A 17,731-nucleotide genomic window follows, 5' to 3' on the forward strand; every position below is an offset into this window, starting at 1 on the left:
CGCCCCTGCTGCGATGATGGGCAGGTGCCTACCCTGTCCGATCTCGTCCGCGGCCAGACCGACCTCGACCAGCGGGACCTGGAGTGGCTGCACTCGCTGGTCTCGGACTGGCAGCTGCTGGCGGACCTGTCCTTCGCCGACCTCGTGCTGTGGGTGCCGCAGCGCGACCCGAGCCGTCCCGCGGGGCCCGGCGAGTGGCCGCCCCGCTCGGTGGAGGGCTGGGTGTGCGTGGCGCAGATGCGGCCCACCACCGGCCCGACCGCCTACCCGGACGACCTCGTCGGCAAGATCGTGCGGACGGGCAGGCGCGGGCTCATCGACGTGGCCTGGCGGGAGCGCCGCATCGTGCGGGAGGGCGACCCGGAGTGGGGCAGCGGCATCCCGGTGCGGGAGGAGTCGATCCCGATCCTGGCCCGCAGGCAGGACGGCAGCAAGATGATCGGGGTGATCCAGCGCAGCACCAACCTCAGCTCCGCGCGCACCCCCTCCCGGCTGGAGCTGACCTACCTGCAGAGCGCCAGCGACCTGGCCCAGATGATCTCCGAGGGCCGGTTCCCGGTGCCCGACGCCGAGCCCAACCTCATCCGCTCGCCGCGGGTCGGCGACGGGCTGCTGCGGGTGGACCTGGCCGGCCGGGTCGGCTACGCCAGCCCCAACGCGCTGTCGGCGTTCCGCCGGCTCGGCCTGGCCACCGACCTGGTCGGCGTGCACCTGGGGGAGACCGCGGCCCGCCTGGCCGACGACGGCGCGCCGGTGGACGAGTCGCTGGTCGGCGTGCTCAGCGGCAAGGCCGACCGCGAGGTCGAGATCGAGGCCAACGGCTCGGTGGTGCAGCTGCGGGTGATCCCGATCATCATCTCGGACGAGCGCATCGGCTCGATCGCGCTCATGCGCGACGTCACCGAGCTGCGCTGGCGCGACCGCGAGCTGATGAGCAAGGACGCCACCATCCGGGAGATCCACCACCGGGTGAAGAACAACCTGCAGACGGTCGCGGCGCTGCTGCGGCTGCAGGCGCGGCGGCTGCGCATCCCCGAGGGCAGGGCGGCGCTGGAGGAGGCGGTGCGCCGGGTCGGCTCGATCGCCATCGTGCACGAGACCCTCTCGCACACCCCCGACGAGCTGATCGACTTCGACGACATCGCCGACCGGGTGATCGCCATGTCGGGGGAGGTGATGGCGGTGGAGACCCGGGTGCACCCCAAGCGGCGCGGCAACTTCGGGGTGCTGCCCGCGGCCATCGCCAGCCCGATCGCGATGATCCTCACCGAGCTGCTGCAGAACGCGCTGGAGCACGGCCTGGCGCGGCGGGGCGGCGTCCTGGAGGTGCTGGCGACCCGGACCGAGGGCCGGTTGCGGCTGGTGGTCTCCGACGACGGGGTGGGCCTGCCGCCGGACTTCGACCCGGAGAACGCCGACAGCCTCGGCCTGCAGATCGTCCGGACGCTCACCGAGAGCGAGCTGGGCGGCAGCCTGGAGTTCGGCGAGCGGCCCGGCGGCGGCACCGAGGTCGCCCTCGACCTGCCGCTCGCGGGGCTCCCCCAGGCCCGGGAGAACCCCTGACAGCCCGAACGCGCCCGGGGCCGTGACCCTGCGGACGCGTCGACCATCACTCCTCGCCCGGGGCGGCCCCGGAATCCGCGGGCGGGGTACCGGAGGTTCCAGGCCCCTTAAGGAAATCCCGCGAAAGAAGTGCGGAGAGGTGAACCGGAATGGCACCGGATACGTCCTACTCCACGAAAAGCAGTTCTGCCTGAAGCTAGACGGAGGCGTTCATGTTGGCACGGGCGCGGGCCCGGGCGGCGCGGCGCTTGAGGGCGCGGCGCTCGTCCTCGCTCAGGCCGCCCCACACGCCGGCGTCCTGGCCGGACTCCAGCGCCCAGCGCAGGCAGGCCTCGGACTCGTCGCACTTACGGCAGACCTGCTTGGCCTCCTCGATCTGCAGCAGGGCCGGGCCGGTGTTTCCGATGGGGAAGAACAGCTCGGGGTCCACGTCACGGCAGGCTGCGCGGTGGCGCCAGTCCATGCGTCCACTCCTTCTCGAAATGAAACTCGGTGCGTTTCACGATGCGGGATGTGATCCGAGCCACAAGATGGCCTCGGGATACGCCGGTCACAGCTCAGATCAACTGCCCTGTCTGATGGCGCACTTTGAGCGTGTCAGGGGGGCAATGGACGGCGCAAGTACTTTGAGAAACGTTTCTCAAGGTATGGATGTCGTATGTGTCACACCGCTGGAACGTGGTTGTCACATTAGTCGGGCAGGTGGTTGTGCAGGCACGTCGACGCAGATAAGGGTAATGAGAGTTTCATCTCAGATGACCACTCGTATTGCTTTGGGCACGCTGCGGAACACCAAATGATCACGTAGCCCCAGGTAATCCCCGTCTACCTGCAAAGCCATGGGCCGGTCGGCCTTGATCGTCAGTTCCGGCACGTCGTGCAATTCCACCACGTGCCTCCCCCGGGGACCGCCGGTCGCCGGGACCATCATCTGCGCCAGCGCGGACAGCACCGGCAGGACGCCCAGGCTGCGCATGCCGAACAGGTCGAGGCCGGTGCCGAACCCCGCCCGCGGGCTCGGGACGACCGGGCGCGGCCCCAGGTACGTCCACGGCGAGGCGTTGGAGACGAAGGCCAGGTAGAGGCCGCGCGCCACCCGCCCCCGGTCGTCGCGCACCTCCAGCGCGGGACGCCGCCGGTCGGTGCCGGAGAAGAACTGCTGCAGGCCGCCCCGCACGTACATCGCGTTCGAGGCCTTGCCGCCGCCCCGCAGCCCCTCGACCGCCCGCACCACCTCGGCGTCCAGGCCGAGCCCGGTGGTGAAGGTGAAGTAGCGGTCCTCCACGCCGGTGGAGACGTGCCCCAGCCCGATCGTGCGGGTGCGGCCGGTGCGCAGCGCGTCCAGAATCGCCGCGATCGAGCGCAGCGGGTCGTTGGGCAGCCCCAGCGCGCGGGCCAGCACGTTGGCGTTGCCGCCGGGCAGGATGGCCAGGGCGGGCAGGTCACCGGCCTCCCGGCCGCAGGCCATCAGCCCGTTGACCGTCTCGTTGACGGTGCCGTCGCCGCCGAGGGCGATGACGAAGTCGTACCCCTTGGCGGCGGCCAGAGCACCCAGCTCCGTCGCGTGGCCGCGATGGCGGGTCTCTGCGGTCTCCACCTCCAGGTCGCCGGCGAACGCCCGGGTGAGCAGTTCCCGGGCCCGCAGCGTGGTGGAGGTGGCCTTCGGATTGGCGATGAGCATGGCGCGCACGGCGCCAGGGTATTTCACGCGGGCCCGGCGGTAGGCTGGCGGGCGTGCCGAACCGTCCACCTTTCACCCTGTTGCTGGCGGCCGCCCTGGAAGGCCTCGTGGGCCTGATCGCCGTCGGGGGCGGGCTCTTCACCGCCGTCGAGACCGTGGTGGGGGATCCGCGGAACACCACGACCGCGCTGGCGGTGGCGGCGATGGCGATCGGCGGCGGCGCCCTGATCCTCAAGGTCGCGCACGGGCTGTACGGGGCGGCGAGCTGGAGCCGCTCGCCCGCGGTGCTGACGCAGCTGTTCCTGCTGCCGGTGGCCGTGACGCTGGTGCAGAGCGACCGGCCGCAGCTGGGCTACCCGCTGGTGGTCCTCGCCGTGTGCGCGCTCGTCGCGCTGTTCAGCAGGCCGACCGGGCTCGCCCTGTACGGGTCGCCCGAAAAGGAGGAGGAGCGGCCGGACTGATCCGGTTCCGCTCCTCCGCCCGGTGTGCTCAGTCCTCGGCGGTCAGCCCCTCGCGCAGCTGAGCCAGGGTCCTGGCCAGCAGGCGGGAGACGTGCATCTGACTGATGCCCAGCTCGGTGGCGATCTGGGACTGGGTCATGTTGCCGAAGAAGCGCAGCAGCAGGATCTTCTTCTCGCGGGGCGGGAGCTTCTCCAGCAGCGGCTTGAGCGACTCGCGGTACTCCACGCCCTCGAGCGACTCGTCGATCATGCCGAGCGAGTCGGCGACCGCGGGCGCGTCCTCGTCCCCGGAGTCGGGGGCGTCCAGCGAGACCGTGGAATAGGCGTTGGCGGACTCCAGGCCCTCCAGCACCTCCTCCTCGGTCATCTGCAGGTGGGCCGCCAGCTCCGCGACGGTGGGCGCGCGGCCCTCCTTCTGGGCCAGCTCGCTGATCGCCTTGGTCAGGCTGAGCTTGAGCTCCTGCAGCCGGCGCGGCACGCGCACGGCCCAGCCCTTGTCACGGAAGTGGCGCTTGATCTCGCCGACGATGGTCGGGGTGGCGTAGGTGGAGAACTCCACGCCCCGCTCCAGGTCGAAGCGGTCGATCGACTTGATCAGCCCGATGGTGGCCACCTGGACCAGGTCGTCCAGCCACTCGCCGCGGTTGCGGAAGCGGCGGGCCAGGTACTCCACCAGCGGGAGGTGCATCTCCACCAGCTGGTCCCTGATGCGCTGCCGTTCGGGGTCGCCCTCGGGCAGGTTCTGCATCCGGTGGAACAGTTCCTTGGCCCGGGACCGGTCCGGAACTGCTGTGGCACGCTGCGGCTCGGGCACCACGGCCTCCTCGGCCAGGACGCCCTCTCCCTCGGAAGTGCGCTCGGGGGACGTCACGGAGCTCCACCCGCGCCCCGCCGCTTCTGCAGCGTGACGGTCACCCGGTCGTCCGGCCCGGCGGTGGCGTCCACCTCGCCCGCGAGCGAGGACAGCACGGTCCAGGCGAAGGTGTCGCGGCTGGGCGTGCGCCCGTCCACGGTGAGCACCGTCACGGCGATGCGCATCGTGTCCCCGGCCAGCTCGAACTCGCAGACCAGGTCCGTTCCCGGGACGGCCTGGGCGAGCAGCATCGCGCACGCCTCGTCGACGGCGATCCGCAGATCCTCGATCTCGTCGATGGTGAAGTCGAGCCTGACCGCGAGCCCGGCCGTCGCGGTGCGCAGCACCGACAGATAGGCACTCGCAGCAGGCAGCTTCACGGTCACCACGTCGCGCGTGGTGAGTCTGGTACCTGCCGTCATGGCGGCGGTTTCCTCAGTCACGTATCTCCCTCTTCGGGGTTGTCCCGCTCCCTTGAAACTACCCTGCCCCGCGCACTCCCGGGTGAAGCCACGCTCACCTGGTGATCGCCTGGAGGGCGCGGCCGCTGAGCCGGTAGCCCGTCCATGCGGTCATGGCCTCGGCGCCGAGGGACTTGTAGAACCGGATGGACGGTTCGTTCCAGTCCAGGCAGGCCCATTCGTAACGGGCGTACCCCCGTTCCACGGCGATGCGGGCGAGCTCGGCCAGCAGGGCCTTGCCGTACCCGCCGCCGCGGGCCTCGGGTGTGACGTAGAGGTCCTCCAGGTAGATGCCGTGCCGCCCGGTCCAGGTGGAGAAGTTGAGGAACCACAGGGCGAAGCCGACCGGCTCGCCCTCCTCGTCCTCGGCGATGTGGGCGAAAACGGCGGGAGAGGGCCCGAAGAGGGCCCGCTTCAGGTCTTCCTCCGTCGCCTCGACCTGGTCCAGTTCGCGCTCGTACTCGGCGAGTTCGCGGACGAAGCGCAGGACGGTCGTGACGTCTTCGGGAACGGCGGGGCGGATCATGCTTCCAGCCTAACCAGCGATCCGCACCCGCCGGACCGGCCGGTCAGTCCCGGCCGAGCCACAGGTCGGGGCCGAAGACCTCGTAGTGCACCTTGCGGGCGGGGACGCCGAGCCCCAGCAGGTCGCCGCGCACCGCCCGCATGAAGGGCAGGGAGCCGCACAGGTAGGCGGTGGCGCCCTCGGGCAGGCTCAGGACGCCCAGGTCGGCCCGGCCCACCCGGGCCTCGGGCGCGCCGGCCTCCTCGTACCACAGGTGCAGCTCGCCGTTCGGCAGCGCCTCCACCAGGGAGCGCAGCTCGTCCCGGTGGGCGTGGGCGGCGGCGGAGCGGTCGGCGTGGACCACGACGACCCGGCGGGTGGCGCCGGTGGCGGCCAGGTGGTCGAGCATGGACAGCATGGGGGTGCCGCCGATGCCGGCCGAGACCAGCAGCAGCGGCCCGTCGCCCTCGGGCAGGGACAGGTCGCCGAAGGGCGTCGAGACCCGCAGCCGGTCGCCGGGCAGGGCGTGCTCGTGCAGCCGGGAGGAGACCTCGCCCTCGGGGGCGCCGGCGGCCCGCACCCGCTTGACGGTGATCCGCCACTCGGGGCGGCCGGGCGCGCTGGACAGGCTGTACTGGCGGATCTGCCGCGCGCCGTCGGGCAGCTCGACCTGGACGCTCACGTACTGCCCGGGGCGGAAGTCCGGCAGCGGGGAGCCGTCGGGGGAGCGCAGCAGGAAGGCGGCGACGTCGGGAGCCACCTCGTGCCGGTCGGCGATCTCCAGCTCCCGCCAGACGGCTCCGCCGGGGACGCCCGCCTTCTGGTAGAGCTCGGCCTCGGCGGCGATCAGGGCGCCCGCCATGAGCCAGTAGACCTCGTCCCAGGCGGCGGCGACCTCGGGGGTGACCGCCTCGCCCAGCACGTCGGCGATCGCGGCGAAGAGGTGCTCGTGCACGATCGTGTACTGGTCGGAGGTGATGCCGAGCGAGGCGTGCTTGTGGGCGATGCGGCCGAGCAGCGCGTCGGGCCGCTCGTCGGGGCGCTCCAGCAGCATGGTGGCGAAGGCGGCGATCGACCCGGCCAGCGCCCGCTGCTGCTCCCCGATGGCCTGGTTGCCGCGGTTGAACAGGTCCCGCAGCAGTTCGGGGCGGGCGGCGAACATCTTCTTGTAGAAGAGCGGGGTGATGTCCCCGATGGCGCCGCCGACGGCGGGGAGGGTGGCGCGGACGACGGGGACCGACTTCTCGGACAGCATGGGGACTCCTTAATTGGTAAATGATCTTCGTATTCAGGCATGGGGGTACCCCATGTCCGGCTGCGCAAAGATCTCGAGGAGGGTCGGGTTCAGCCGGGCGGTCGGACGGACAGCCCCACCGGCACCGGGCCGCGGGGGGAGGCGACCAGGTCGGCCACGGTCAGCCGGTCGAGCGAGGCGTAGAAGGCGTCCTGCGCGTCGCGCAGCGCCCGCCGCAGCCGGCAGTCCCCCCGCAGGGGGCACGGAGCGTCGCCCTCACAGGCCACCACCTCGCCTTCGCCTTCCAGTTCCCGCACCAGCCAGCCCACGGAGGCGCGCCGGCCGAGCACGGTCAGCCCGAGCCCGCCGCCGCGGCCCCGCCGGGCCTCCAGTACCCCGAGGTGCTGGAGGCGGCTGACCGCCTTGGCCATGTGCGCGTAGGGGACGTCCACCGCCTCGGCCACCTGGCGGGTGGTCATGGGCTCTCCCTCGGTCGCGACCGCCAGGTGCATCACGGCCCGCAGGGCCAGGTCGGTGAACTTCGTCAGGCGCACACCCTGAAGGTAGCAAATACGCATCAAGAATGCGTATTTAGCTCCGCCCAGGTCATGTGGGATATCTCACCGGTCGCGCGGGGCTGCGGAAACGAGGATGCCCGGTCCCAGGGGACCGGGCATCCTCGGTTGTGCGGGAGGCGAGGCTCAGGCCTTCTTGGTCTCCCAGAAGATCGTGTCGATCTCCGCGATCTTCTCCAGCAGCCGGTCGGCCACCTTCACGTCGAAGGTGCCCTTGGTGCCACCGGCGCCGGCGAGCTTGGTCGCCTCGTTGAACAGCTCGTGGAGCTGCGGGTACTTCTCGAAGTGCGGCGGCTTGAAGTAGTCGGTCCACAGCACCCACAGGTGGTGCTTGACCAGGTCGGACCGCTCTTCCTTGATGAGGACGGCCCGGGCGCGGAACGCCGGGTCCTCGTTGGCCGCGTACTTCTCCATGACGGCCTTGACGGACTCGGCCTCGATGCGCGCCTGAGCGGGGTCGTAGACGCCGCAGGGCAGGTCGCAGTGCGCGGAGACGACCGTGTTCGGTCGAAGAAGGCTCACCGTTGTGGTTCCCTTCGTGAGAGGGCGGACTCGGATCATGCTGTGGATCAGACATTACTCCGAGGACGGGGCTTGCAGGCGCGAGAGGGGGCGGATGGCGTGCGCTGGCGGGTGGTCCGGGTGGTGGGGGAGTCGATGGCGCCGACCCTGGGCCCCGGCGACCGGCTCCTGGTGCGCGAGGGCCCGGTGCGCGAGGGCGACGTCGTGGTGGCGCGCCGCGGGGAGCTGATGCTCGTCAAGCGGGCGGTCTTCCGCCAGGACGGCGGCTGGTGGCTGGAGAGCGACAACCAGCGCGCCCCGGGACGGCGGGACAGCTGGGATTTCGGCGCCGTTCCCGACGCCGACGTCCTGGGCCGGGTGGTGTTGCGCTATTGGCCGCCGTCCCGTTTGGCGCAACGGCCGGAACAATGACGCTGACTCCTGTCGGAACCCTTGTGGAAAAAGATGTTCCGGCAGTCCGGTGCGGCGCACAGGGCCAATGCCGCCAGCCCTTTCTCGCCGATGAGCACGGCCAGTCCCATCGCCGCGCCGGCGGCGTAGCGGTCGGGGACCGAGCCGTCCTCGGCCAGGTGCAGATGCCAGGGGTGGCCGTCGTGGTCGGACAGCGCGGGCCGCACCGGATGGCGGATCAGCAGCGCGTTGAGCCCCTCGGCGGCACGGTCGCCCTCGCCCGTGACGGCGGCCTCGACGATGGCGCGCAGCTCCTGGCGCAGCTCGCGCATCGCCTCCAGGTCACGGTAGGTGAGCCGGCCCAGCAGGTGGGGGCGCGGCGTCAGCAGCGCCCGCAGGGAGTCCAGATCGTGCAGCGCGTCTTCGGCGGGATCCTGGGTGTTGACCAGTTCGACCACCAGATCCGCGTATGAAACGAGGTCCACTTCCGCTCCTCGCCGGTGAGGACCGATGGAAGGATATGCGGTTTCCCTGCGGGGAGTATGACACGCGATCCGGTGGTCGAATCTGCTTTCGACTTCAGATGGTGAAAACAATCTTGCCGAACACTTCGCCCTCCGCCATGGCGGCGAACCCCTCACGGGCGCGGGCCAGCGGCAGCACCCGGTCGACGGGCGGGCGCAGCCCGGTGGTCTCCAGGAAGGACGCCAGCCGGACCAGCTGCTCGCGGGTGCCCATGGTGGACCCCACCACCTGCAGCTGCAGGAAGAACACCCGGGTCAGCTCCGCCGGGGGCATCGGCCCGCTGGTGGCGCCGGAGACGACGATGCGCCCGCCGGGGCGCAGCGACTTCACCGAGTGCGCCCAGGTGGCCTGGCCGACGGTCTCCATGACCGCGTCGACCCGGGCCGGCAGCCGGGCCCCGCTCTCGAAGACCGCGTCCGCGCCCAGCTCCAGCGCCCGCTTGCGCTTGGCCTCGCTGCGGCTGGTGGCCCACACGCGGTAGCCCGCGGCGGCGCCGAGCGCGATCAGCGCGGTGGCCACCCCGCCGCCCGCTCCCTGCACCAGGACGGTGGACCCCGGCTGGACCCCGGACTTGTCGAACAGCATCCGGTAGGCGGTCAGCCAGGCCGTGGGCAGGCAGGCGGCCTCCTCGAAGGACAGGGCCGGGGGCTTGGGGACGAGGTTGCGCCGGGGCACGGCGACCCGCTCGGCGAGGGTGCCGTCGTGCACCTCCGACAGCAGCGAGCGCCGGGGGTCGAGGGTCTCGTCGCCCTGCCCGCGGGCGGGGTCGCCGATGACGGAGTGGACGATGACCTCGTTGCCGTCCTCGTCCACCCCGGCGGCGTCGCAGCCCAGCACGAGGGGCAGCTGCTCGGGGCGGATCCCCACCCCGCGCAGCGTCCACAGGTCGTGGTGGTTGAGCGCCGCGGCCCTGACGGTGACGGTGGTCCAGCCCTCGGGGGCCACGGGGTCGGGGCGCTCGCCCAGCTCCAGCCCGTTCAACGGTTGCTCGGCGTCGATACGCGCCGCGGTGACAGCGAACATGCCCCCGACCCTAGCCGCAGCCCCTCGCTAGCGGCCGAAGTACCCCTTCTTCAGGCCGGTCTTGAAGGCGTTGATCCCGGCCTTGCTCCGCTCCACCCGGTAGTCGCCGTTGGGCCCCTCGTTCTTGCTCTGGTCCTTGTTGAACCAGATGAAGCCGATGACGTTGCGGTCGGCCGCGACGTTCTTCAGGAAGTCCCTGATCTGGCGCGGGCGGCTCTTGCCGGGCAGGGTGCTGACCTCGCCGATGATGATCGGCTTCTTGGTGAACTTGCGCAGCTGCTTGACGCTGGGCGTGAAGACCTTCGCGTAGGTGCTGGAGGTGCTGCGGTAGTAGCCGATCAGCCCGATCCAGTCGACATAGGCGTTGCCGGGGTAGAACTGCTTGAGCCCGACCTCGGCGCGGGGGCCGGTCTCGTTGGGCGACCACATCCAGATGGCGTTGGTCGCGCCCGCCTTGGTGAAGATGCCGTGCATGCGCTTCCAGGCCTTCTTGAAGTCGGAAGGCTTGTTCTTGTACTTGCACGCGGTGGCGGGCTGGGCGTTGTTCGGCCGGCTGCAGTAGCCCCACTCGTACCAGTCGCCGTTGAACTCGTGGGCGAAGCTGATGGCCACCGGCATCTTGGCTGCCCGTACGTCCTTGGCCAGCTGCCTGATGTAGGCGTCCGCGCCCCCGTTGGCGATCTTCTTGATGGTGATCTCGCCGTTCCAGTCGACCGGGTGGGCCTCCAGTTCCCACTGCGGGATGGCGCCGGCCTTCCAGATGCTCTGGGCCCATGCCTTGTCGAAGGGCGCGCCCCAGTTGGCGAACCCCTTGATGACGTTGGGCTTCTTCTTGCCGACCAGGCCGCCGAAGTACCTGGCTCCGGCGACGGGGGTCCGGTTGTCGTACTGCGTGAACACGCCGACGTAGTCGCGGCGCGGGTAGAGGTACTTGTTCACGTTGACGACGCCCTTGGCGTTCTTCCGCTTGAAGCCCTTCGGCGCCTTGGCGTTGTGCTTGGCGGTCTTGTCGACCGCCGCGGAGACGCTTTGCGCGGGTAGGACACCGGCGGCGAGGGCCAGCGGAAGGGACAGGACGGCGAGACGGTGCAGGGCCTTCTTCATACGCTGAGTCGCTCCAGACGGAGTGAGGGCTTATGGGGAGGTTCGGCACGCTACCAGCGCAAAAGAAACTCGATCTTGTTTAGGGGGGTCTGTTATCTTAACGTGACCAAATTCGATGCAACGTTAAAGATCCAGATGTGTCTGGTGAGACCCTGTGAAAAAACATCGGTGCCGTGCCCGTCCGGGGCGACGGACGGGCACGGCACCGATGATCGGCGGCACGGAGCGGTCAGATCCGGTTGACGCCCTCCGCACGGGCCTGGGCGGACACCGCGGCCACGACGGCCGGGGCGACCCGCGGGTCGAACGGGCTGGGGATGATGTAGTCGGCGGCCAGCTCCCCGTCGGTCACGACGGCGGCCAGCGCCTCGGCCGCGGCGACCTTCATGCCCTCGGTGATCGAGTGGGCGCGGACGTCGAAGGCGCCCTTGAAGATGCCGGGGAAGGCGAGCACGTTGTTGATCTGGTTGGGGTGGTCGCTGCGGCCGGTGGCCACGACCCTGGCGTACTTGGCAGCCACGTCGGGCTCGACCTCGGGGGTCGGGTTCGACAGGGCGAAGACGATCGCGTCCTGGGCCATCGTGGCGATGGCGGACTCGGCGACGGTGGATCCGGACAGCCCGATGAAGAAGTCGGCTCCGCGCAGGGCCTCCTCGGTCGAGCCGGTCAGGCCCGCCTTGTTGGTGTCCTCCGCCAGGGCGCTCTTGACGCTGTTGAGTCCGTCGCGTCCCTGGTAGATCAGGCCCTTGCTGTCGGAGACGGCGATGTCGCCGACCCCGGCGTTGAGCAGGATGCGGCAGACCGCGACACCGGACGCGCCCGCGCCGGCGATCACGCCGCGCATCTGCGACAGCGGCTTGCCGATCAGCCGGGAGGCGTTCTTCAACGCGGCCAGCGACACGATCGCGGTGCCGTGCTGGTCGTCGTGGAAGACCGGGATGTCCAGGGCGGCGCGCAGCCGGTCCTCGATCTCGAAGCAGCGCGGAGCGCTGATGTCCTCGAGGTTGATGCCGCCGAAGGACGGCGCCATGCGGATGACGGTGTCGACGATCTCGTCGACGTCGGTGGTGGCCAGCGCGATGGGCACCGAGTCGACGCCGGCGAACTCCTTGAACAATAGGGACTTGCCCTCCATGACCGGCATGGAGGCGGCGGGCCCGATGTCGCCCAGGCCCAGGACGGCGGTGCCGTCGGTCACGACGGCGACGACCTTGGAGGTCCAGGTGTACTCGTGGGCCAGCTCGGGGTGGTCCGCGATCGCCGTGCAGACGCGGGCCACGCCGGGGGTGTAGGCAAGGGAGAGATCGTCCTTGTCCCGGACCGGGATGGTGGAGCGGACCTCGAGCTTGCCGCCGACGTGGATGGCGAAGGCCGGATCATTGGAGTAATCGGGAAGGTCAGTAGCCACAGCGACCCCACTCAGACAAAGTTTCGGAAGTTCGGGCGGGTACCGGACAGACACCCGGCCACGCGGTGTGTGGGGGGTGTGTGGGCGCTCGCCTCTCGACGTACACGGGGGTCACCCGTCAAGCGATTGTGGCACACGGCCGCGTGAGTTCAAACTTTGGGGGGCGGGTGTGGAATATGTCACGTCTGTCCGGTTCGGTTGTGAGGTTTTCGTGACCTGCGAGGGTGACCGTCTCCCGTTAAGCTGCCGCAGCATGGAGAAATATTCGTCACATGATGCAACCCAGCCGGGGGCTGATGTGTCCGGCTCCAGCGACGGCTCGGGACCCCCGGTCATCGTCGGCGGTTGCCCTCGTTCGGGGACGACATTGCTCCGGAGCATGCTCAACAGCCATCCCCATCTGGCGGTGCCGCACGAGACGGCCTTCATCGTTCCGCTGTACCGCAAGCGGGATTCGTTCGGTGATCTTGCGGACCCCGACAACCGCCGCAAGGTCGCCGAATGGATCGTGAAGGACAAGAAGTCCCGGAACGAGCGGCTCAAGGCGACGCCCGAGGAGCTCGTCGAGGCGGCCCTGCAGTCGCCTCCGACACTCGGTTCCATCCTTGCCGCCTGCTTCGCGTTGAACGCCCGCAACCACGGCAAGCCCCGCTGGGGGGACAAGCGGCCCTCGCACGCCTGGAACCTCAACGCGATATTCGACCTCTTCCCCGACGCGCAGTACGTCAACGTGATCCGCGACCCGCGCGCCTGCGCGGCCTCCATGAACCGGGTCGGCTGGAGCTGGGGCGGGGTGGAGTCGGCGACCGAGATGTGGCAGCGGGCGATCGTCTCGGCGGAGGCATGGCGCCGCAAGCTGCCCCGGGAGCAGTACCTCGACGTCTACTACGAGGAGCTGGTGCGCGACCCGCGGACGGTCCTGGGCCGGGTCTGCGCCTTCCTGGGCCTGGACCCCGCCGGGATCGACTCCATGCTGGAGTACCACCAGGACCCCGAGCGCCCCACCGGCACCCCCTTCAAGGAGATCTCCAAGCCGGTCACCACCGAGTCCATGCACTCCTGGGAGTCCCAGCTGTCCGGCACCGACGTGGCGCTGATCGAGGAGGTGGTGGGCGAGGAGATGCGCCGGCACGGCTACGAGCCGACCGGCACGCGCGTCCCGGTCCCCAAGGAGCGGATGAAGGCGTTCCGGCGGATCCGCTCCAGCCGCAGCAAGCAGGTGCGCAAGCGCCAGCTGGTCGAGGTCAAGCGCATGGTCACCTACCGGCGGCCGTCCGCCGACCAGACCCGCGGCGGATCCTGAACGTCCCGCGAAGCGCTGAGGCCGGTGCCGGGGCCCCGACGACCCCCGCACCGGCCTCTCGCCGTTCTGCGGCGTTTCGCGGCGGCTCAGCCGTCCCCGTCGTCGTCATCGTCGTCGAGCCGGGCCAGCCAGGTGGCCAGCCGCTCGACCGGGATCTCGAAATCCGGGTTGAGGTCGACGAACTCGCGGAGCCGCTCGGCGACCCAGGCCAGGGAGACCTCCTCCTCGCCGCGTCGGGCCGCCAGCTCCTCGATGCCGCGGTCGGTGAAGTACACGGTGCTTCCTCCTTCCGGCCGCGTCCGCCAGGACGCGGTGAGAGCCAGAAGGCCCCGGCGGAGCCGGGGCCTTCTGGTGTGTGCACGGGTCAGTCGCCGGGGAACAGGCGCGCGAGCATCGCCTCCTGCTCGGCCTGGTGCCGCTTCGCCGAGCCCACCGCGGGGGAGGACGAGGCGGGGCGGGAGACCAGGTTCAGCTTCCGGCCGTCCAGGTAGTTCCACAGGACCAGGGCGAAGAAGGGCCAGGCGCCCATGTTCTTCGGCTCGTCCTGGACGTAGGTGATCTCCACGTCCTGCGGGTACTTGGCCAGCTCGGCCTTGATCTCGTCGATCGGCGACGGGTAGAGCCGCTCGATCCGGATCACCGCGGTGTCGTCGGCGCCCTTCTTGTCGCGGGCGGCGACCACGTCGTAGTAGATCTTGCCGGTGGTGAACAGCACCCGCCTGACCTTGGCCGGGTCGGCCTTGGGGTCGCTGATGACCGGCTGGAACGCGCCGCCGGTGAACTCCTCGACCGGCGAGGACGCCGCCTTGGAGCGCAGGAGCGACTTGGGCGTGAAGACGATCAGCGGCTTGTTGCGGCCCGACAGCGCGTGCCAGCGCAGCATGTGGAAGTAGTTCGCCGACGAGGTCGGGTAGACGACCGTCATGTTGTCCTGGGCGCACAGCTGCAGGTACCGCTCGATGCGGGCGGAGCTGTGGTCCGGGCCCTGGCCCTCGTAACCGTGCGGCAGCAGCAGGGTCACCGAGGAGCGCTGGCCCCACTTCTGCTCGCCGGAGGAGATGAACTCGTCCACGATCGACTGGGCGCCGTTGGCGAAGTCGCCGAACTGGGCCTCCCACAGCACCAGGGCGTCCGGCCGCTGCAGCGAGTAGCCGTACTCGAAGCCCATCGCCGCGAACTCGCTGAGCAGCGAGTCGTGCACGTAGAACTTCGTGGTGCCCTGGAAGAACTTCGACAGCGGGACGTGGGTCTCGCCGGTCTTGCGGTCGACCAGCACGGAGTGGCGCTGGCCGAAGGTGCCGCGCTGGACGTCCTGGCCCACCAGGCGCACCGGGTGGCCGTCCATCAGCAGGGAGCCGAAGGCCAGCAGCTCGCCGGTGGCCCAGTCGACGGCGTTGTCGTCGATCATCTTGACCCGGCGGTCCAGGATCGGCTGGAGCCGCGGGTGCACGGTGAAGCCCTCGGGCAGCTCCACCTGGGTGTTGATGATCTCCTTGACCGTCTCCAGCGGGATCGCCGAGCCGACCGCCCCGTGGTCGATCGGGATGCGGTCCTCGTCCGGCGGGCGCACCACCGAGCCGGGCACGTTGGGCTGGCCGGTGGCCTCGCGCACCTCGGCGAAGGCGCGCTCGAGCTGCTGCTGGTAGTCCTGCAGCGCCTGCTCGGCCTCCTCGACGGTGATGTCGCCGCGGCCGATGAGCGCCTCGGTGTAGAGCTTGCGCACCGAGCGCTTGGCGTCGATCAGGTCGTACATCAGCGGCTGGGTGAACGAGGGGTTGTCCGACTCGTTGTGGCCACGGCGCCGGTAGCAGATCATGTCGATGACGACGTCCTTCTTGAACGCCTGCCGGTACTCGAAGGCCAGCCTGGCGACCCGGGCGCAGGCCTCGGGGTCGTCGCCGTTGACATGGAAGATCGGCGCCTGGATCATCCGCGCCACGTCGGTGGAGTACACCGAGGAGCGGGAGTACTCGGGCGCGGTGGTGAAGCCGACCTGGTTGTTGACCACGATGTGCACGGTGCCGCCGGTGCGGTAGCCGCGCAGCTGGGACAGGTTGAGGGTCTCGGCGACCACGCCCTGCCCGGCGAACGCTGCGTCGCCGTGGATGAGGATCGGCAGCACCGAGAAGCCGGCCTCGCCGGTGTCGATGACGTCCTGCTTGGCGCGCACGACGCCCTCCAGGACCGGGTCGACCGCCTCCAGGTGGGAGGGGTTGGCCACCAGCGAGGTCTGGATGTCGTGCCCGTCCCAGGAGTGGAACTCCCCGGCCGCGCCCAGGTGGTACTTCACGTCGCCGGAGCCCTGCGCCGAGCGCGGGTCGAGGTTGCCCTCGAACTCGCCGAAGATCTGCGAGTAGGACTTGCCGACGATGTTGGCCAGCACGTTGAGGCGGCCGCGGTGGGCCATGCCGATGACGGCCTCTTCCAGGCGGGCCTTGGCCGCCGCCGAGATCACCGCGTCCAGCAGCGGGATCAGCGACTCGCCGCCCTCCAGCGAGAAGCGCTTCTGGCCGACGAACTTGGTCTGCAGGAAGGTCTCGAACGCCTCGGCGGAGTTGAGCCGCCGCAGGATGTGCAGCTGCTCCTCGCGGGTGGGCGGGTCGAAGGGGACCTCGACGCGCTCCTGGATCCAGGCGCGCTCCTCCGGGTCCTGGATGTGCATGTACTCGATGCCGATGGTGCGGCAGTAGGAGTCGCGCACCACGCCCAGGATGTCGCGCAGCTTCATGGTGGGCCTGCCGCCGAAGCCGCCGGTGGCGAACTCCCGCTCCAGGTCCCACAGGGTCAGCCCGTGCTGGAGGATGTCCAGGTCGGGGTGGCGGCGCTGGCGGTACTCCAGCGGGTCGGTGTCGGCCATGAGGTGGCCGCGGACCCGGTAGGCGTGGATCAGCTCGTGGACCCGCGCGACCTTCGCGATGTCGTTCTCGTGGCTCGCGGAGATGTCCTGGACCCAGCGGACCGGCTCGTAGGGGATCCGCAGCGACTCGAAGATCTCGTCGTAGAAGCCGTCCTCGCCCAGCAGCAGCTGGTGGATGCGGCGCAGGAAGTCGCCCGACTGCGCACCCTGGATGATGCGGTGGTCGTAGGTCGACGTGATCGTCATGATCTTGCTGATCGCGGCGCGCGCCAGGGTCTCCACCGAGGAGCCGGAGAACTCCGCCGGGTACTCCATGGCGCCGATGCCGATGATCGTGCCCTGTCCCGGCATGAGGCGCGGCACCGAGTGCACGGTGCCGATGGTGCCGGGGTTGGTCAGGCTGATCGTGGTGCCCTGGAAGTCCTCCAGGGTGAGCTTGTTGGCCCGCGCCTTGCGGACGATCTCCTCGTAGGCGGCCCAGAACTGGCGGAAGTCCAGCGTCTCGGCCGACTTGACCGAGGGCACCACCAGCTGGCGCTGGCCGTCGGACTTCTTCAGGTCGATCGCCAGGCCGAAGTTCACGTGCTCCGGCCGCACCAGGGTGGGCTTGCCGTCCACCTCGGTGTAGTAGGAGTTCATCTCGGGCATCGACTTGAGCGCCTGGACGACCGCGTAGCCGATCAAGTGGGTGAAGGAGATCTTGCCGCCGCGCCCGCGCTTCAGGTGGTTGTTGATCACAATGCGGTTGTCGATCAGCAGCTTGGCCGGGACGGCGCGCACACTCGTGGCGGTGGGGACCGCCAGGCTGTTCTCCATGTTGGTCACGGTCCGCGCCGCGACCCCGCGCAGTTTCACCTCCTCGGCGCCTACCGCCACCGGGGCGGGGGGCTGCGCCGCCTTGGGCGCGGCCGGTGCGGGGGCCTGGGGGGCGGCGGCCTTGGGGGCCGCCGGGGCCTGGGCGGCCTTCTGGGGGGCCTGGGACGGCGCCGCTGGCGTGGCGCCGTTCACGGGTACGTTGGGCTTTGAGCCCGGTTGGTAGTCCGCGAAGAAGCTCCACCAGGCCTTGTCAACCTTCTCAGGGTCTTCCAAGTACTTCTGGTAGAGCTCATCGACCAACCACTCGTTGGCGCCGAAATCACTAAGACCGGCAGGGGTGTGCGACTCGCTCGACACGGCGGAGATCGCCCTCTTCCGCAGCTCGCAGGTGGGTTCTAAACGTTCATAAGGCTACTCGCCTCAACGAGCGTGTGCGGCGTCGTTTCCACT

General features: G+C 70.0%; 18 protein-coding genes. 4 read left to right on the forward strand and 14 right to left on the reverse strand.

The annotated features are described in order from the left end of the window. Positions 1–24 precede the first annotated feature (24 nt). Positions 25–1,563, forward strand: a complete 1,539-nt coding sequence (locus tag C2865_RS18055; protein WP_106399655.1) for a sensor histidine kinase — start codon at positions 25–27, stop codon at positions 1,561–1,563. Between the two features lie 196 nt (positions 1,564–1,759). Here C2865_RS18055 and C2865_RS18060 read toward each other — a convergent pair whose 3' ends face one another. Together C2865_RS18060 and C2865_RS18065 are read right to left on the reverse strand one after the other, a co-directional pair. Continuing rightward, positions 1,760–2,026, reverse strand: a complete 267-nt coding sequence (locus C2865_RS18060; protein WP_106399656.1) for a WhiB family transcriptional regulator — start codon at positions 2,024–2,026, stop codon at positions 1,760–1,762. 288 nt (positions 2,027–2,314) lie between these two features. Continuing rightward, positions 2,315–3,244 carry a diacylglycerol/lipid kinase family protein gene (locus C2865_RS18065; RefSeq protein ID WP_332873378.1) on the reverse strand — a complete coding sequence of 310 codons (930 nt, stop codon included), beginning with the start codon at positions 3,242–3,244 and terminating at the stop codon, positions 2,315–2,317. A gap of 53 nt (positions 3,245–3,297) precedes the next feature. Here C2865_RS18065 and C2865_RS18070 point away from each other — a divergent pair, with 53 nt between their 5' ends. Further along, entirely contained in the window at positions 3,298–3,705 is a 408-nt protein-coding gene (locus tag C2865_RS18070) for a hypothetical protein (protein WP_106399658.1), read from the forward strand. A gap of 28 nt (positions 3,706–3,733) precedes the next feature. On the opposite strand, the gene C2865_RS18075 is transcribed toward C2865_RS18070, so the two are convergent. The 6 genes from C2865_RS18075 to sodN form a co-directional block, all read right to left on the reverse strand. Further along, complete coding sequence (locus tag C2865_RS18075; protein WP_232835721.1) at positions 3,734–4,453, reverse strand: RNA polymerase sigma factor SigF; 720 nt, start codon at positions 4,451–4,453, stop codon at positions 3,734–3,736. Between the two features lie 119 nt (positions 4,454–4,572). Beyond that, positions 4,573–5,001, reverse strand: coding sequence for an ATP-binding protein (locus tag C2865_RS18080; RefSeq protein WP_408608322.1), 429 nt, complete (start codon positions 4,999–5,001; stop codon positions 4,573–4,575). Positions 5,002–5,074: 73 nt separating this feature from the next. After that, positions 5,075–5,545: a GNAT family N-acetyltransferase gene (locus C2865_RS18085; RefSeq protein WP_106399660.1), complete on the reverse strand. Its 471-nt coding sequence runs from the start codon at positions 5,543–5,545 to the stop codon at positions 5,075–5,077. 43 nt (positions 5,546–5,588) lie between these two features. Further along, positions 5,589–6,779, reverse strand: coding sequence for a globin domain-containing protein (locus C2865_RS18090; RefSeq protein WP_106399661.1), 1,191 nt, complete (start codon positions 6,777–6,779; stop codon positions 5,589–5,591). Between the two features lie 89 nt (positions 6,780–6,868). After that, positions 6,869–7,312, reverse strand: coding sequence for an RrF2 family transcriptional regulator (locus C2865_RS18095; protein ID WP_106399662.1), 444 nt, complete (start codon positions 7,310–7,312; stop codon positions 6,869–6,871). A gap of 147 nt (positions 7,313–7,459) precedes the next feature. Then, positions 7,460–7,894: a superoxide dismutase, Ni gene (gene sodN / locus C2865_RS18100; RefSeq protein ID WP_106399663.1), complete on the reverse strand. Its 435-nt coding sequence runs from the start codon at positions 7,892–7,894 to the stop codon at positions 7,460–7,462. Between the two features lie 33 nt (positions 7,895–7,927). Between sodN and C2865_RS18105 the strand changes: the two genes are divergently transcribed. After that, a complete protein-coding gene (locus C2865_RS18105) occupies positions 7,928–8,266 on the forward strand; it encodes a S24 family peptidase (RefSeq protein ID WP_269802725.1) in 339 nt (112 codons plus the stop codon). Here the strand turns inward: C2865_RS18105 and C2865_RS18110 are convergent. The 4 genes from C2865_RS18110 to C2865_RS18125 all read right to left on the reverse strand — a co-directional run bounded on the left by C2865_RS18110 (position 8,224) and on the right by C2865_RS18125 (position 12,305). Beyond that, positions 8,224–8,730, reverse strand: coding sequence for a CGNR zinc finger domain-containing protein (locus tag C2865_RS18110; RefSeq protein ID WP_106399664.1), 507 nt, complete (start codon positions 8,728–8,730; stop codon positions 8,224–8,226). The two genes, C2865_RS18105 and C2865_RS18110, sit on opposite strands and share 43 nt — an antisense overlap. Positions 8,731–8,824: 94 nt before the next feature. Then, the gene (locus tag C2865_RS18115; protein WP_106399665.1) at positions 8,825–9,793 is read right to left on the reverse strand and encodes a zinc-binding dehydrogenase; all 969 of its coding nucleotides are present in this window, start codon (positions 9,791–9,793) and stop codon (positions 8,825–8,827) included. Positions 9,794–9,820: 27 nt separating this feature from the next. After that, positions 9,821–10,897 (reverse strand): glycoside hydrolase family 26 protein, encoded by a 1,077-nt coding sequence (locus C2865_RS18120; RefSeq protein ID WP_106399666.1) that lies wholly within the window; start codon positions 10,895–10,897, stop codon positions 9,821–9,823. 229 nt (positions 10,898–11,126) lie between these two features. Further along, positions 11,127–12,305 carry an NAD(P)-dependent malic enzyme gene (locus C2865_RS18125; RefSeq protein WP_232835683.1) on the reverse strand — a complete coding sequence of 393 codons (1,179 nt, stop codon included), beginning with the start codon at positions 12,303–12,305 and terminating at the stop codon, positions 11,127–11,129. A gap of 253 nt (positions 12,306–12,558) precedes the next feature. Here C2865_RS18125 and C2865_RS18130 point away from each other — a divergent pair, with 253 nt between their 5' ends. Continuing rightward, entirely contained in the window at positions 12,559–13,608 is a 1,050-nt protein-coding gene (locus C2865_RS18130; RefSeq protein ID WP_106399667.1) for a sulfotransferase family protein, read from the forward strand. A gap of 86 nt (positions 13,609–13,694) precedes the next feature. Here the strand turns inward: C2865_RS18130 and C2865_RS18135 are convergent, their stop codons facing one another. Next, positions 13,695–13,883 carry a DUF6104 family protein gene (locus tag C2865_RS18135; RefSeq protein ID WP_106399668.1) on the reverse strand — a complete coding sequence of 63 codons (189 nt, stop codon included), beginning with the start codon at positions 13,881–13,883 and terminating at the stop codon, positions 13,695–13,697. An 89-nt stretch (positions 13,884–13,972) separates the two neighbouring features. Beyond that, complete coding sequence (locus C2865_RS18140; protein ID WP_106399669.1) at positions 13,973–17,638, reverse strand: multifunctional oxoglutarate decarboxylase/oxoglutarate dehydrogenase thiamine pyrophosphate-binding subunit/dihydrolipoyllysine-residue succinyltransferase subunit; 3,666 nt, start codon at positions 17,636–17,638, stop codon at positions 13,973–13,975. Between the last annotated feature and the right edge of the window lie 93 nt (positions 17,639–17,731).

Source organism: Actinocorallia populi, assembly GCF_002995495.1.
GTDB classification, from domain to species: domain Bacteria; phylum Actinomycetota; class Actinomycetes; order Streptosporangiales; family Streptosporangiaceae; genus Actinocorallia; species Actinocorallia populi.